Below are 15,630 nucleotides of genomic sequence, written 5' to 3' on the forward strand. Positions count from 1 at the left end.
TTGATCAAGCGGGGTTGATCAGGCGGGCGCCGGTGGTTCCGCGTCGACCAGCGTGCTGGCGGTGTCGGCGTCGGTGATCAACCAGTCGACCCACCCCGCCGACAGCGCAGCGGTGATCGCGCGTACCTTCTGCGGGCCGTAGGCCGCCGCGATCACGCACGGAATCTCACTGAGTCGCTCGGCGGATACGGCCATCAGCCGCTGGTGGATCGGATGGTCCAGGAAGCGGCCGTCCGCGTCGAAGTGCCGGCCCAGGATGTGCCCGACGGCGCCGAGCTCGGCGATCTCGGCCTCCTCCGCGGGAGCGAGCAACCCGTCGAAGATGTTCGTCCGCCCCGATCCGGTGGCGCCGATGCCGACCACCGCGACATCGGCCCGCGACCCGAGCGCGAGCGCCGTCGCGACGGCGCTCTCCCGCCGCAGCCCACCGGCCACCCGCGCATCGGAGACGATCAGCGGGGCGGGTAGGACCCGGTGGGTGCCGCCGAACGCCCGTGCCAGCCGGCGCGCGATGTCGGAGCCGTCCATGATCGGGTTCGCCTGGTCGAGCAGGCCGATCATCTGGACGACCACCACCCCCGGCCGATGCCAGCTCGGCAGTTCCTCGATCAACTCCGAAACGGTGCCGCCCGTGGAGGCCGCGATCACCGAGTCATCGGCCACACACTCCTGCAGGATCTCGCCGAGCACCTGTCCGAGGGCAGAGTTCAGAGGAGCACCGGGATCAACGGCGGCCACCCGCGCGCCGCCGCTGAGCGCGTACCGCCGGGCGAGCCGCTCCTCGAGCTCGATGGCACGCTCGCTCGGATGCCCGATCTCGATCCGAACGATGCCTCGCCGCCGCGCCTCCGCGAGCAGCCGGGACACCGTCGGCCGCGAAACACCCTCGACCTCGGCGATCCGGGCCTGGTCCCAGCCGAACTCGTAGTAGTGCCGCGCGACGCGCAACAGCAACAGCACCCGCTCCCGGCTCATCTCCCCCATTCCCCCGCCACATCCGCCACACCGGCCCCGAAATTGTGTGCGGAACCACCGGCCCCCGCGGCAATACCCCTTCCAACCGCGGCCACTCGGCCGATCCGTGAACATACGTTCAGTGTCCAACTGGCTGGATCACCGGAACGCAACGTAGCGTGTGCCCCCGAACGGCCCACCCGCCGGGTCAGCGATGACCTGCGGCGAACCAGGCGACGGGCACATCTGTGCGACCGGCATCGCCACGCCGAGAAGACGGTGGCTGCTCCGGGGGGAGTCATCACAGCCAGTCGAGTCGGGCGTTCCTGCGGGCCGCCGCGTCATCCGCGCGGCGGTTCCGCTGCCTCCCGGCCAGCCTCCGCAGCCGCCCGCTCCAGGCCGAGTAACGTCAGCCCACGCGGGACCCGCCGACCGGGCCCGCGCGGCCCCGCCGATCATCGACGGCGGGCGCGACACACGGGGGCAGGCACATGTATGTGATCACCGGGCGGCCATGACCGGCAGCCACGGCATCGCGCGACGAGCCCTGCCCGACGATCCCGCCGGCGCCGACGACACCCGCTTCGACGTCAGCACCTTCGGTGAGGGCCAGCTCCGCCTCACGGTTCCGGCCGGCGATCGCCTGGCCACGACGAACCGGCTCCGCGTGACCGCTGCCTGCTCCGAGGCCAATGTCGCCGGCCTGCTCGCGCAGTTGCAACGGCGTACCGCATGGGCGACGGTCGTGCCCGACGGCGAGCTCGGCGACCGGATTCTGCGCGAGTACCGCGCGGTCGGCGTCGACACCTCCCAGGCGCTGCGCCGCGACGGCCGGGTGGCGCTGTACTTCCTCGAACCCAACGGGGGCGCCGTTCCCGCCCGGGTGCGCTACGACCGCGAGCACACCCCGTTCCGCGATCTCGCGATCGACGACTTCGACTGGGATGTCTTGTTGGACACCAGCGTGCTGTTCGTCTCCGGGATCACCGCCGCACTGACCGAGGCGACGGCCGGCGTGGTCGACCACGCGATCGACCTCGCCCATCGGCACGGCGTTGCGGTCGCGCTGGACGTCAATCACCGCGATCAACTGTGGTCCGCCGACCGCGCCCGGGCCACGATCACCCCCTGGCTGTCCCGGATCGACATCTTGTTCTGCTCGCGGACCGACGCCAATACCGTGCTCCGGATCCCGCACGCCGGCGCGACGGTCGCCGCCGAACTGCAGCAGCGCTTCGACATCGAGACGGTGATCACCACCGACGGCACCGCCGGGGTGCATCGCGCGTCCGCGGAGGGGCTGCGCTCGCACCCGGTGCGCTGGGTGCCGGTACGCGACCGCCCCGGCGCGGGCGATGCCTTCATCGGGGGCGTACTACACGGCTGGCTGGACGACGATGTGGATGCGGGTATCGGGACCGGGCTGCGGGCCGCCGCCCTCGCGCTCACCCATCACGGGGACCTCACCCACCTCAGCGCCGACGATCTGATCGTCGCCCGACGCGCCGACATCGTCCGCTAGGGCGGCGCGTGGTCCGGCCGCTTGTCGGTGGCGGACGCCAAGATGGGGGCATGGAGATCGTTGGCATCGGGATGTTGCTGATCGGACTGGCGCTCGGCGCGGGCGCGGTCTGGCTGGTGCTGCGCGCGCGGGCGGCATCGACGGCCGGCGAGCAGACGGCGCGCGAGCAGGCGGCGAACGCCCGGGGTCAGGCCGAGATCGAGCGGTCCCGCGCCGACGCCGAGCGCGCCCGCGCCGAGGCGGCCGCCGTGCGCGAGCGGCTCTCCTCGGGCCAGGCCGCGATCGCCGACGCGCGCGCCGAGGCGGCGAATGCCCAGGCCGAGGCCGCCGCCGTGTCGGCCGAGCTGGCCAGCGCCCGCGCCGAGCGCGATGCGGCCCGGGAGGCCGCCGAGCGGTTGCGCGCCGACCGCGACGCCCTGGTCGCGCAGTTCAAGGCGTTGTCGGCCGAGCAGCTCGCGGCCCAGGACAAGCAGGCCGATGCGCGCGCCCAGGAGCGGTTGCGCGCCACCGAGCAACTCCTCCGACCGGTCGCCGAGACCCTCGCCCGCTTCTCCGACCGGCTGACCACCGTGGAGAAGGAGCGCGTCGCACTCGCCACCGACCTGCGCAACCAGGTGCAGGCCGTCCAGGCAACCGGTGAGCACCTGCGCCGGGAGACCCACGCGCTGGCCACCGCGCTGCGCAAGCCGCACCAGCGCGGCGCCTGGGGCGAGCTGCAGCTCAAGCGGGTCGCCGAGGTGGCCGGGATGATCGAGCACTGCGACTTCACCACCCAGCACACGACGTCTGCCGATGACAAGGCGGTACGCCCGGACATGCGCGTCTCCCTCGGCGATGGCAAGTGCCTGTTCGTCGATGCGAAGGTGCCACTGGCGTCCTTCCTGGACGCCCACGAAGCAGCCGACGACGCCTCCCGCTCCGCCGCCCTGGCGCGGTTCGCCACCAACGTCCGTGGCCACATCACCCAGCTCAGCGACAAGCGCTACTGGCAGGCCGAGGAGGGCAGCCCCGAGTTCACGATCCTGTTCCTGCCGAGCGAGGCGCTCGGTGCCGAGGCGCTGGCCCAGGCGCCGGATCTGCACGAGTTCGCCGCCGCGCGCAACATCGTGCTGGCCACGCCGACCACGCTGATCGCGACCCTGCGCGCCGTGGCCTACGGGTGGAAGCAGGCCGCGCTCGCCGAGTCCGCGGCAGAGGTGTTCCGGCTCGGCCGCGAGCTGCACGACCGGCTCGGCACCATGGGCAACCACTTCGACCGACTGGGCCGGGCGATCGAGCGCGCCGTCACGGCCTACAACTCGACCCTGTCGTCCCTGGAGACCCGGGTGCTGGTCAGCGCGCGGCGGTTCTCCGAGCTGCGGGTGAGCGATGCCGAGCTGGCGGCCTCGTCGGCGGTCGAGGAGCCCGTGCGTCGGGTGAGCCAGGCCGAGCTGGTCGACGACGCGGCCGGGGTCGCCCCGATGCTGGGCCGCGCCGATGACCGGCTGCCGGAGGCCGACCAGCTCCGCCGTGGCGAGCCCGACCTGTTCGACCTCGTCGAGGAGGCCGGCCCGCGCCCGGACGGGCGTACCGACCGGCGCGACGCGGCTGGCTAGGCTGCCGCGCGTGGCTGCGCTGCTCACCTGGTCCGACGGCCGGCTCCTCCGGGCCGGCGTACCGCATCGGATCCTCGCCGGGGCGATCCACTACTTCCGCGTGCATCCGGACCAGTGGGCCGATCGGCTCGCCCGGCTGCGGGCGATGGGCGCGAACACCGTCGACACCTATCTCGCATGGAACTTCCACCAGCCGCGCGAGACCGAACCGCCGGACTTCACCGGCTGGCGCGATGTCTCGCGGTTCGTCGAGCTGGCGGCCGGGCTCGGGCTCGACGTGATCATGCGGCCGGGGCCCTACATCTGCGCGGAGTGGGACAACGGCGGCCTACCCGCCTGGCTGACCGGGCGCGACCTGATCCCGCGTACCGCCGATCCGCGATGGACGGCCCCGATCGAGGAATGGTTCGACGACGCACTGCCGCGGCTGACCGGGCTGCAGGCCGCGGCGAGCGGTCCGATCGTGGCCTGGCAGGCCGAGAACGAGTACGGCAGCTACGGCGACGACGCCGACTATCTGCGCTGGAACGTGCGGGCGCTCGCCGAACGCGGCGTGACCGAGTTGATCTTCACCGCCGACGGGGGCGAGGACTACTTCCTCGACGGCGGCGCACTGCCGGGCGTGCTGGCCGCCGCGACCTTCGGCTCGCGGGCGGCGGAATCGCTGGAGGTCTGGCGGCGGCGCCGCCCCGGCGAGCCGATGATCAACATCGAGTTCTGGGACGGCTGGTTCGACCACTGGGGCGAGCGGCACACCACCCGTCCCGGCTCCGACGTGGCGGCCGAGATCGGCACGACGCTCGACGCCGGCGGGCTCGACGGCGGCGGATCGGTCTGCCTCTACATGGGGCACGGTGGCACCAACTTCGGGCTCTGGGCCGGCGCGAACACCGGCCCGGGCCCGGCGGGCGAGCTGCCGGAGCGCATCCAGCCGACGGCAACCAGCTACGACTACGACGCCCCGATCGCCGAGGACGGCTCGCTGACCGAGAAGTTCCACGCGGTACGCGCGGTCTTCGGCGCCTACGCCGAGCTCCCCCCGGTGCCCGAACGCCTCGCCGCCACCCCCCGCCGGCTCGCCCCGACCGAGCTACCGGCGCGGCCCGGCCCCGGTCTGCTGGACTGGGCGCGCGCGAGCGACCCGCTGCCGGGGATCGCGCCGCGCCCGTTCACCGACCTGGGCATCGACCAGGGCCTGGTGCTCTACTCGGCTCGCCCCGTGCTGTCCGCGGGCGACCAGGTGCTGCGACTGCGCGACCTGCACGACCGGGCGCAGGTGTGGCTGGACGGCGTACCGCTCGGCGTGCTGGACGAGCTGACCGGCGCCGAAGGGCTGCCGTTCACGGGCACCGGCGAGCGCGGCCGGGTCGACGTGCTGGTGGAGAACCGCGGCCGGATCAACTACGGCCCGCGGTCGTTCGAGGACAAGGGCATCCTCGGCGGTGTGCTGATCACCGGGCGGTACGCCTTCGGCTGGCAGCACCGCCCCCTGCCGCTGCCCGAGCTCGGCGAGCCGGAGCTCGATTCGATCATGAGCGGAGCGATCGCGGCCGGTGCCGGGTCGCCGGGCTGGGCGCGGGCGGAGCTGATCATCGACGAGCCCGCGGACTGCTGGTTGGCCTTCCCCGGGTTCGGCCGCGGATTCGTCTGGTTGAACGGATTCCTGCTCGGCCGCTACGACGCCGCGGGGCCGCAGCGCAATCTGTATACTGCCCGGCCCCCCTGCTCCGCGCGGGCGCGAACACCGTCACGGCGTTGGACCTGGAGCGCAGGGGCGCGAGCATCGCCGTGGAGGACGCACCGCGGCTAGGGTGAGCCGATGAGCATCCCGGAACGCCCGGTGGCCGAGTTCGCCGGGGTCGACGGCAAGACGCTGCGCGAGAGGTTGCCGCGGGGTGAGCTGGCGGCGCTGCGGCTGCCCGACGATCGCGATCCGCTCCGCATCCTGGCCGAGCAGCACGAGAGCCGGCTCGCCGGCCTGATCGGGGTCCGGATCGGCCGGATGCTCCAGTCGCCGTTCGCCTACTACCGAGGCACGGCCGCGGTGATGGCGGCCGATCTCGCTCCGGCGCCGGTGACCGGCCCGCGGGTGGTGGCCTGCGGCGATGCGCACATCTCCAATTTCGGCTTCTTCGCCTCCCCGGAGCGGACGCTGCTGTTCGACCTGAACGATTTCGACGAGGCCGGGATCGCCCCGTGGGAATGGGACGTCCGGCGGCTCGCGGCGAGCATCCACATCGGCGGCCGGGACAACGGCATGTCGGAGCCGCGCTGCCGCGAGGCCACCCTGGCCGGCGTCGAGGGCTATCGGGAGACGCTGCGCGAGCTGACCGAACTCACGGCCACCGAACGCTTCTATGTCCAGGTCTCGTCGGGAGACCTGGAGGAGAAGCTGTCCGGCCGCGGCCTGAAGATCACCCGCAAGGCGACGAGCAAGGCGCGCGGGCGTACCTCGGACCAGGTCCTGGAGAAGATCACCACCCGTGATGATCATGGGGCCCTGAGGATCGTCGACCAGCCGCCGATCACCCGCCATGTCGATCATGCGTCGCTGGAGGACATGAACGGCCTGTTCCGCCAGTACCTCGGCACGGTGCGAGCCGATGCGGCGTACCTGTTGGCGCAGTTCCGTCCGGTCGATTTCGTGCTGCGCGTGGTCGGCGTCGGCAGCGTGGGCACGCGGTGCTACGTACTGGCGCTGGAGGGCCCGGGCGGTGAGGTGATCTTCCTGCAGGCCAAGGAGGCACAGCCGTCGGTGTTGCAGACCTATGGGGGCATGCCGCGGGTGATCCCGGCCCACGAGACCGGCGAGTTCTCCGAGGGGCGGCGCGTCACCGCCGGGCAGCGCATCCTGCAGGCGCAGTCGGATCCGTTCCTCGGCCACATCGTCGGATACGCGGGCGAGCTGTCGCACCGCAACACGCGGGTCGACTACTACTGGCGCCAGTTCCGCGACATGAAGGGCTCGATCGAGCCGTCGCGGCTCGATGCCGCCGACTTCGGCCGGTACGCCACCCTGTGCGGCCGACTGCTCGCCCGCGCCCACAGCCAGTCGCCCGCCGGGCCGGCGATCGCCGCCTATCTCGGCCGCAGCACCCGGGCCGCCGAGGCGCTGGCCGACTGGTCGGCCGGCTATGCCGATACCTGCGAGGCCGACTTCGCCGCGCTGGAGCGGGCGGTTGCCGACGGGCGGTTCCCCGTGGATCGCGGGGTCTGACGACCCGGGTCAGCCCCCGTCGGCCCCGATCCGGGCGATCGCGTCGATCATGACATCCCAGAACCGGTCGGCGTCGAGATCCAGCGCCACCCGGTGCCGACCGGCCGGGGTCGGCCCGCGCAGGTCCACGACCGTCATCCCGCGGGTCGCCGCGCCGGCCAGCTCCACCGTGATCGGAGCCCGGCGGGTGGTGATCATGGTCGGGTCGATCAGGTACGCGACGGCGCACGGGTCGTGAACCGGCGGCGCGCTGAACCCCTGATGGGTGCGATAGGCGCCGCCGTAGAAGGCGAGCATCTCCTCGACGAAGCGCGCCGGGCCGCTGCCGAGCGCGCGGATCCGCTCGCGTACCTGCGGTGTCGCGAGCGCGCGGTGCGTGACGTCGAGCCCGATCATGGTCACGCGCCACGGTGCGCCGAAGACGATGTGGGCCGCCTCGGGATCGGCCCAGATGTTGAACTCGGCGACGGGCGTCCTGTTGCCCGGGCCGACCGCGCCGCCCATCAGTACGACCTCATCGACCCGCTCGGTGATCCGCGGCTCCAGCCTGGCCGCGAGGGCGATATTGGTCAGCGGCCCGACCGGGACCAGGCTGACCTCGCCGGGCTGGTGGGCCAGCACCGTGTCGATGATCAGCTCGGCGGCATGCCGCGCATCGAGCGGGTCGGTCGGCTCGGCCAGGGCCGGGCCGTCGAGGCCCGTCTCGCCGTGGATGTCGGGCGCGACAATCAGCTCACCGACGAGCGGTCGGTCCGCGCCGGCCGCGATGCGTACGCCGGTCAGGCCGAACGTCGCCGCGATTGCTCGGGCATTACGGGTGACCTTGGCCAGCGTCTGGTTACCGGCGACCGTCGTCACGGCGAGCAGGTCGATCGCCGGGCTGCCGTGTGCGAGCGCCAGCGCGATCGCGTCGTCGTGACCCGGATCGCAATCCAGGATGATCTTGCGCGGGGGCCGGTCGTCCGCCACGGTCAGGTCTCCTCTCGGTTGGTCGGGGTTGCCGGGTGCGGACCAGCGTGCCTGGCCGTCAGTCGCCGAGAGCCCGCTCCACCCGCTCGACCTTCGCGGTCAACTGGCCGGTGTGGCCGGGCCGGATGTCGGCCTTGATCACCAACGAGACCCGTGGGCTCCGGGCGGCGAGCGCGTCGACGCAGCGCTTGATCACGCCCATCACCTCATCCCACTCGCCCTCGATGTTGGTGAACATGGCATTGGTCTCGTTGGGCAGTCCGGACTCCCGGACGATCCGCACGGCCTCGGCGACCGCGTCGGCCACTCCGCCGTCGGGGTCGGTGGCCGCGGGGGCGATGCTGAACGCTGCGATCATGCCGCCCATCCTGCCCCCTGCCGTCCGCGGGGCGGCACGGCCCTCAGCCCCAGCGCCGGAAACCGCCCTCGGAACTGATCACCTGCCCGACCACCCAGCGACCCTCGTCGCTGACCAGCCAGGCGATCAGCCGCGCCGGATCGTCGGGCTCGCCGAACCGGCCGGCGGGGAAATGGGCCCGGATCTCGTCGAGCCGATCCGCGCGATCGGTCGTTTCGGCATCGAGATACCCGGTGTTCACCGGCCCGGGATTGACGGTGTTCAACACGATCCCGGCCTCGATCAGATCATCGGCGACGCTCGGGGTGAGCCCGGCGAGCGCCGCCTTGGACGCGGCATAGGCGATCTCGTCGCGCATCGGGCCGGCGACCTGCCCCGAGGTCATCCAGATCACCCGGCCACCCGGACGAGACGAATCGTGCCGGGCCGCGAACGCCTTGGTGGCCAGGATGGTGGAGCGGGTGTTGACCGCGAAGTGGCCGTCCAGGCGGTCGGCGGTCATCTCCGCCAGCGGCCCGTCGCCGCCGCTGCGGGCGTGGTTGCAGATCAGGATGTCGAGTGGGCCGAGCGCGTCGGCGGCCAGCCCGATCAAGGCCTCCCCCGCATCGGGCGCGGCCAGGTCGAGGGAGGCGTCCGCGAGCCGGGCCCCGGGCTGCTGCGCCTCGGCGAGTCCTGCCAGCACGTCGGCGATGTCGTCGGCGCCCCACGGTTGATCATCGTCGTGGGCCGACCAGTGCTGAACGAACAGATCGGCCCCCATCGACGCGAGCCGGCGGGCGACGGCGTACCCGATCCCCTGCCGTCGACTGACGCCGGTGATCACCGCGGTACGCCCGGAGAGGGTTCGGCTGTCTTCCATTCGCCGATCATGCCCGCCGGTGTGGCGGGCGACAACCAAAATTTCAGTCGTTGATCGCGCCGGTACGCAATCGCTTGCGCAGCTCCGGCGGCAGGGCGAAGACCAGATTCTCCTCGGTCAGCCGCTCCTCGGTGGCCGCCGGGAACCCCCTGTCCACCAACAGGTCCAGCACGCCCTGGACAAGATCATCGGGCACCGAGGCGCCGGAGGTGACACCCACGGATTCGACCCCATCCAGCCAGGCCTCGTCGACCTCGCCGGCGTTGTCGACCCGGTGCGCGGCCTTCGCCCCGGCCTCCAGGGCGACCTCGACCAGGCGTACCGAATTGGAGGAGTTGGCCGAGCCGACCACGATCACCAGGTCGCTGTGCGCGGCGATCTGCTTCACGGCGGCCTGCCGGTTGGAGGTGGCGTAGCAGATGTCGTCGCTCGGCGGGTCCTGCAGCAGCGGGAACTTCTCCCGCAGCCGGTGCACCGTCTGCATCGTCTCGTCGACGCTCAGCGTGGTCTGCGACAGCCATGCGACGTTGTCGGGATTCTCCAGCTCGAGGTCGTCCACGTCCTCGGGCGACTGGACCAGGGTGATGTGCTCGGGCGCCTCGCCCGAGGTGCCCTCCACCTCTTCGTGCCCCGCATGCCCGATCAGCAGGATCTGCTTGTCCTCGCGGGCGAACCGCTTCGCCTCGTTGTGCACCTTGGTCACCAGCGGGCAGGTCGCGTCGATGGTCTGCAGGCCGCGCTGCTCGGCCTGGGCGTGCACCGCCGGCGACACCCCGTGCGCGGAGAACACCACCAGCGCGCCCTCCGGCACCTCGTCCAACTCCTCGACGAAGATCGCCCCGCGCTCGGACAGCGTCTCCACGACGTGCTTGTTGTGCACGATCTGCTTGCGGACATAGACGGGCGGGCCGTAGTGGTCGAGGGCCTTCTCGACGGTGATGACCGCCCGGTCCACGCCGGCGCAGTAGCCCCGGGGAGCGGCCACCACCACCCGGCGACCGGAGCTTTCCGGCGTCGGCGGCTGGTCGGACCGGCTCTCGGTTGCAGTCATACCGCCAGTCTAGGGGCGCCCCGAATTGGGATGCGCCTGTCGGCCGGCTCCCCTAGCGTGGCCCGTCGTGACCCCGATCAGCGCCGCCCCGCCCCGCGCGGGAGACCCGACGGCGGAGGCCCAGCCGATCGGCTGGCGCCGCCTGGCGGGCGCGCCGGCGGCGGTCGCGGTGCTGTTGTGCCTGGCCGGCGCCGTCGGCGAGACGCTCGGCACGGTGGTCGCCGGCCGGCTTGCCGAAGGCGCCACGGTCGGGCTTGTCGCCGCCCTCGCCGCCTGTGTCGTGCTGGGCGCGGTGCTCGAATCCGTCGGCCGGGTGATCTGGGCCGGCGTCAGCGACCGGGCCGAGGGCCGGCTGCGCGACGATCTGGTCGCCGCCGCCTGGGCCCAGCCGGTGCACCGGCTGTCCGAACAGGCCGCCGGGGAGATCCTGGACCGCGTCGACGACGACACCCACGAGGTGGGTACGCTCGTCCGCCGCCAGGTCTGGGAGTCGCTGCGGACGATCTTCGTGACCTTGCCGATGTGGGTCGTCGCCGGACTGACCTGGTGGCCCGCCTGGATTCTCTTCCCGGTCGCGGCGGCCGCCTGCCTGCTGGTGGTCCGGCCGCTGCTCGGCACGATCGCCGAGCGCAAGGTCACCGAGGAGATCGCCTGGACCGACCATGCCGCGATCTTCGAGGAGGGGGTCGCGGCCCGCGACGACCTGCGGACCAGCCTGGGCGCGGCCTTCATCCTGCGCCGCAGCACCGAGCAGGCCGCGCGGGTGCTGCGCCTGTTCCGGCGCGTGGTCGCGGCCCAGGTGGCGCTGATCTTCCGCTCGACCGCACTGCTCAACGGGCTGCTGGGCGCCGTCGTCGTGATCGGCGCCGCGCTGGTGCTCGGCGGCCGGCTCGGGCTGGGCGAGCTGGTCACCCTGGTGCTGCTGACCACGATCTTCGTCGGCCAGATCGGTCGGCTCGCCGAACAACTGCCCGAGCTGCAGGCCGGCATCGGCGCGGTCATCCGGTTGCGCCAGTTGCTCGAGGCCGAGCGCGAGCCGACCGGCGGCCTCCCGCTGCCGGACGGGCCGCTGGAGCTGCGGATCGACGGTCTCGACTTCGGCTATGCCGACGGCGGCTTTCGCCTGCGCGTCGACGACCTGACGCTGCCCGCCGGACAGACCCTGGCCCTGGTCGGCCGCTCCGGCTCGGGCAAGTCGACCCTCGCCGCGCTGCTCTCCCGCGCGGTCGAACCGCCGCCCGGAACGATCACCCTGGCCGGCACCGGCATCGACCGGCTCCGGCTGACCGACCTGCGGCGCGCCGTCGGGGTGATCACCCAGCGCACGGAGATCCTGGCCGGCACGCTGGCCGAGAACATCACCCTGTTCACCGACATCTCGCGCGAGCGGGTGGCCGCGGCGATCGACGAGCTCGGCCTCACGGCGTGGGTGGACAGCCTGCCGGGCGGCCTGGACACGCCCCTCGGCCCCGGCGGTGCCACCTTGTCGGCCGGCGAGGAGCAGCTCGTGTCCTTCGCCCGGCTACTGGTCCGCGAGGTACGCGTCGTGGTGCTGGACGAGGCAACCGCCCGGATGGATCCGCGCACCGAACGGCTGGTGATCGCCGCCTCGGCCCGGCTGTTGCACGGGCGTACCGGCATCGTCATCGCCCACCGGCTGGCCACCACCCGTCGCGCCGACCGGGTCGCGGTGCTGGCCGCCGGCACCGTGCTCCAGCAGGGCCCGCGGGCCGAGCTCGAGCGCGCACCCGGGCCGTACCGCGACCTGTTGTCCGATGCCGGCGAGTGGCTCGAGGGCGGGCCCGCCGGCGAGCCCGAGCCGGCCGCGGCAGATCCCGCCGGCGTGGGCACGCTGCGCCGCCGCACCGACGCACCCGACCGGCCCGATCCGGGCGCGATCCCGAGCCTGGTCCGCGTGGTGACGCGCGCGATCACGGCCCACCCGCAGTGGGGCATGCTCGGCGCGCTTCTGTTCGGCATCGCGGCACTGATCGGCGGCTACGGGACGGTCACGGCGTACCTGTGGGGCCAGATCGTCGCCGCCCTCTCCGCCCCGACGGTCGACCCGGCCCGGCTGTGGCCGCTGGTCGCGGGCATGATCGGCAGCCTGTTCGCGTGGGTGGTCCTGTTCCCGCTGGCCATCCGGCAGTACCTGCCCTGGTGGGGCGAGATCCTGCTCCGGGTGCGGTCGAGCGTGCTGATCGCGCAGACCGCGCAGCGCCGGCTGCCCCGCGACCCGCCGGGCGAGGTGGTCTCCCGGGCCCTCGACGCCGACCGCCTGTCGCGCTACGCCGATCGCTGGGTCGACTTCGTCAACGGCCTGGTGGTGGTTGTCGTGACCACGGTGCTCGCCCGCAATCTGGCGGCCGGTGCGGTGCTGGTCGTCGTCATGGTCGCGGCCGCGCTGGCCTCCTCGCTCGGCCGGCCCGTCGCCGGGCGCTCCGCGGCCAGCGCCGCCACCGCCCGGGCCGGATTCGGCCGCGCCCTGGTCTCCGCGCTGGACGCCACCCGGACGGTCAAGCTCGCCGATGCCACCGGCGCCGTGCACGCCCACCTGCGCCGCGTCGACGCCGGCCGGGTCGCCGCGGCCGTCCGCGAGCACCGGGTGCAGGCCGCCCTGGACGGCGTACCGATGGTCATCGTGCAGGGCGGCGTGGTCGCGGTCTGGGCCATCCATCTGCTCGGCGGCTGGGACCTTGCGACCGCCCTGATGCTGTCGGTGACGGTGGTCGGGTTCGACTACTTCGGCATGGTCACCGGCTGGGTGATCACCGAGGCGCCCGGCACCCGCGCCTGGCAACGCGAGACCAGCCGCCTGGCCGGTGGCTCCGATCTGATCCGGCTGCCCCCGAATGTCGATCTGGTACGCGGGACCGCGCCCGCCCCCGGCGAACCGGCGGCCCTGGCGCCGCTTCGCCGGCTCGAACTGTCCGACGTCTCCGTCGTGCACGAGGACGGCACCATCGGCGTCGAGGACGTCTCGCTGTCGATCGCGCCCGGCGAGTTGGTGCTGCTGCTCGGTCCGATCGGCGCGGGCAAGTCCAGCGTGTTGCGTGCCCTGGCCGGGCTGGTCGACCACACCGGCACCATCACCTGGAACGGTGACCCGGTCACCGACGTCGAGCTCTACCTGCGCCCGAGCCAGGTCGCCTATGTCGCGCAACTGCCGCGGGTGCTGTCCGGCAGCTATGCCGACAACATCGTCCTCGACCACGCCGGCCGCAATGCCGCGCAGGCGGCCGACGCCGCCCGGCTCGGTCCGGATCTCGCCGCGGCGGGCGGACTCGACACCGTCGTCGGCCACCGCGGGGTGAGACTGTCCGGCGGGCAGGTCCAGCGGCTGGCGCTCGCCCGGGCGCTCGCGACGAGGGCCGAGCTGGTGCTCGCCGACGACATCTCCAGCGCGCTCGACGCAACCACCGAGATCGAACTGTGGCGCACGTTGCGCGGGCGCGGCACCACCGTCATCGGATCGACCTCCAAGCGCTCGGCACTGGCCGTCGCCGACCGGGTCCTGGTCCTCGACCAGGGCCGCGTGGTCGCCGCGGGGACCTGGCCGGAGCTGGCGGGCCGGTACGGCCACCTGGCCGGCTGAACCGCGGTCGCGGCGCGGCAGCGGTGTCGGGCCCGGTCGCTAACCTGATCCGGTGCCGTTGCAGACCTCACCGGATTCGCCCGCGCCGCTGCGCGACGTGGTGAACGGTGTTCGCGGCTGGGTGGAGCGGCTCGGGCGGGTGTGGATCGAGGCGCAGGTGGTCGAGCTGAAGGCGTACCGGGCGATGACGTTCCTGACCCTGCGCGATCCGCTGGCCGACGTCTCGGTCACCGCGACGGTCGACAACGTGGTGCTGAACCGCAACGGGCCGGTGCAGCCGGCGAGTCAGGTGGTGGCCGAGCTGCGACCCTATCTGCACACCCGCGCCGCCGATCTGCGCTTCGAGTGTTCCGATCTGCGGCCGAGCGGGGAGGGGCGGCTGTTGGCCCGGTTGGAACAGTTGCGGCAGCGCCTGCAGGCCGAGGGGCTGTTCGGCGTCGACCGCAAGCGGGCCCTGCCATTCCTGCCGCGGGCCATCGGGCTGATCACCGCGGCCGGCAGCGCGGCGGAGCGCGATGTGGTGGAGAATTCGCGCCGCCGCTGGCCGTCGGCGGTCTTCGTCACCCGCAATGTGCCGGTGCAGGGCAGCGGGGCGGCCGCGGAGGTGATCGCGGCCGTGCAGCACCTGGACCGCCGCGCCGAGGTCGAGGTGATCATCATCGCCCGCGGCGGCGGATCGCTGGAGGATCTGCTGCCGTTCTCCGACGAGGGGCTCCTCCGCGCGGTCGCGGCGGCCCGGACCCCGGTGGTTTCCGCGATCGGGCACGAGACCGACACCCCGCTGCTCGACCACGCCGCGGACCTGCGCGCCTCCACCCCGACCGATGCGGCCCGGCAGGTGCTGCCGGACGCCCGCGAGGAGGCGGCCCGGTTGGAGCAGGTCCGCGCCCGGTTGCATCGCGCCATCGACACCATGATCAGCACCGAGCGCCGACACCTTGATCAACTGCGGTCCCGGCCCGCCCTGGCCGACCCCCTCTACGGGTTCGAGCTGCGCCATGATCAGGTCGCGGCGCTGCGCCAGCGGGCGCGGCGGGCGATCGATCAGCGCCTGCGCCACGACGCGACCGAGCTCGAGCACCAGTTGGCCCGGGTCCGGGCGATGTCGCCCAAGGCGACCCTGGAGCGCGGGTACGCCATCATCGCTGACGCCCGCGGGGCGACCGTCAGCTCGGTCGGGCAGGCGACGGTCGGCGAGGAGTTGTCGGTGCGGCTGCGCGACGGTGAGCTCGCGGTGCAGGTACGCGGAAGCGAGGAGCGACGATGAGCGCGAACGACGGCGCAACCGGCGAACAGAGCCCCGACGAGACCGAGATCAGCTACGAGGCCGCGCGCGAGGAGCTGGTCGGGATCGTCGGGCGGCTCGAATCGGGCGGCGTACCGCTCGCGGAGTCGCTGGAGCTGTGGGAGCGCGGCGAGAAGCTGGCGAGGATCTGCGCGGACTGGCTCGACGGCGCGCGCGCCCGGGTCGAGGCCGCCCGGGCGACGGACCAACCGGACGACTGAGCTG

Annotated in this window: 12 protein-coding genes; 7 read left to right on the plus strand and 5 right to left on the minus strand. The window is 72.9% G+C overall.

All coding sequences use genetic code 11. The features are described 5' to 3' along the window. Positions 1-18: 18 nt before the first annotated feature. Complete coding sequence (locus ACXDC7_RS15030) at positions 19-975, minus strand: sugar-binding transcriptional regulator (protein WP_179445667.1); 957 nt, start codon at positions 973-975, stop codon at positions 19-21. Positions 976-1,468: 493 nt separating this feature from the next. On the opposite strand from ACXDC7_RS15030, the gene ACXDC7_RS15035 reads away from it, so the two are divergent. Genes ACXDC7_RS15035 through ACXDC7_RS15050 form a run of 4 tightly spaced genes read left to right on the plus strand, consistent with a single transcriptional unit; the run spans position 1,469 to position 7,288 of the window. After that, a complete protein-coding gene (locus tag ACXDC7_RS15035; protein ID WP_179445666.1) occupies positions 1,469-2,476 on the plus strand; it encodes a sugar kinase in 1,008 nt (335 codons plus the stop codon). Positions 2,477-2,526: 50 nt separating this feature from the next. Next, entirely contained in the window at positions 2,527-4,071 is a 1,545-nt protein-coding gene (locus ACXDC7_RS15040; protein ID WP_459222609.1) for a DNA recombination protein RmuC, read from the plus strand. A 10-nt stretch (positions 4,072-4,081) separates the two neighbouring features. Then, positions 4,082-5,881, plus strand: a complete 1,800-nt coding sequence (locus ACXDC7_RS15045; RefSeq protein WP_459222610.1) for a beta-galactosidase — start codon at positions 4,082-4,084, stop codon at positions 5,879-5,881. Between the two features lie 9 nt (positions 5,882-5,890). After that, positions 5,891-7,288, plus strand: coding sequence for a DUF2252 domain-containing protein (locus ACXDC7_RS15050; protein ID WP_459222611.1), 1,398 nt, complete (start codon positions 5,891-5,893; stop codon positions 7,286-7,288). A 9-nt stretch (positions 7,289-7,297) separates the two neighbouring features. On the opposite strand, the gene ACXDC7_RS15055 is transcribed toward ACXDC7_RS15050, so the two are convergent. The 4 genes from ACXDC7_RS15055 to ACXDC7_RS15070 are packed head-to-tail and all read right to left on the minus strand — an operon-like array spanning position 7,298 to position 10,525. Further along, positions 7,298-8,257: a nucleoside hydrolase gene (locus ACXDC7_RS15055; RefSeq protein ID WP_459222612.1), complete on the minus strand. Its 960-nt coding sequence runs from the start codon at positions 8,255-8,257 to the stop codon at positions 7,298-7,300. A 58-nt stretch (positions 8,258-8,315) separates the two neighbouring features. Further along, positions 8,316-8,615, minus strand: a complete 300-nt coding sequence (locus ACXDC7_RS15060; RefSeq protein ID WP_179445661.1) for a thiamine-binding protein — start codon at positions 8,613-8,615, stop codon at positions 8,316-8,318. Between the two features lie 43 nt (positions 8,616-8,658). After that, the gene (locus tag ACXDC7_RS15065) at positions 8,659-9,474 is read right to left on the minus strand and encodes an SDR family oxidoreductase (protein WP_459222613.1); all 816 of its coding nucleotides are present in this window, start codon (positions 9,472-9,474) and stop codon (positions 8,659-8,661) included. Between the two features lie 43 nt (positions 9,475-9,517). Continuing rightward, entirely contained in the window at positions 9,518-10,525 is a 1,008-nt protein-coding gene (locus tag ACXDC7_RS15070) for a 4-hydroxy-3-methylbut-2-enyl diphosphate reductase (protein WP_459222614.1), read from the minus strand. Between the two features lie 67 nt (positions 10,526-10,592). Between ACXDC7_RS15070 and ACXDC7_RS15075 the strand changes: the two genes are divergently transcribed. The 3 genes from ACXDC7_RS15075 to ACXDC7_RS15085 are packed head-to-tail and all read left to right on the plus strand — an operon-like array spanning position 10,593 to position 15,626. After that, complete coding sequence (locus ACXDC7_RS15075; RefSeq protein WP_459222615.1) at positions 10,593-14,120, plus strand: ATP-binding cassette domain-containing protein; 3,528 nt, start codon at positions 10,593-10,595, stop codon at positions 14,118-14,120. Between the two features lie 52 nt (positions 14,121-14,172). Further along, entirely contained in the window at positions 14,173-15,387 is a 1,215-nt protein-coding gene (gene xseA, locus ACXDC7_RS15080) for an exodeoxyribonuclease VII large subunit (protein ID WP_179445657.1), read from the plus strand. Continuing rightward, positions 15,384-15,626, plus strand: coding sequence for an exodeoxyribonuclease VII small subunit (locus ACXDC7_RS15085; protein ID WP_179445656.1), 243 nt, complete (start codon positions 15,384-15,386; stop codon positions 15,624-15,626). The genes xseA and ACXDC7_RS15085 overlap by 4 nt, the downstream gene beginning before the upstream one ends. Positions 15,627-15,630: the final 4 nt, after the last annotated feature.

This window comes from Naumannella huperziae (assembly GCF_054073625.1).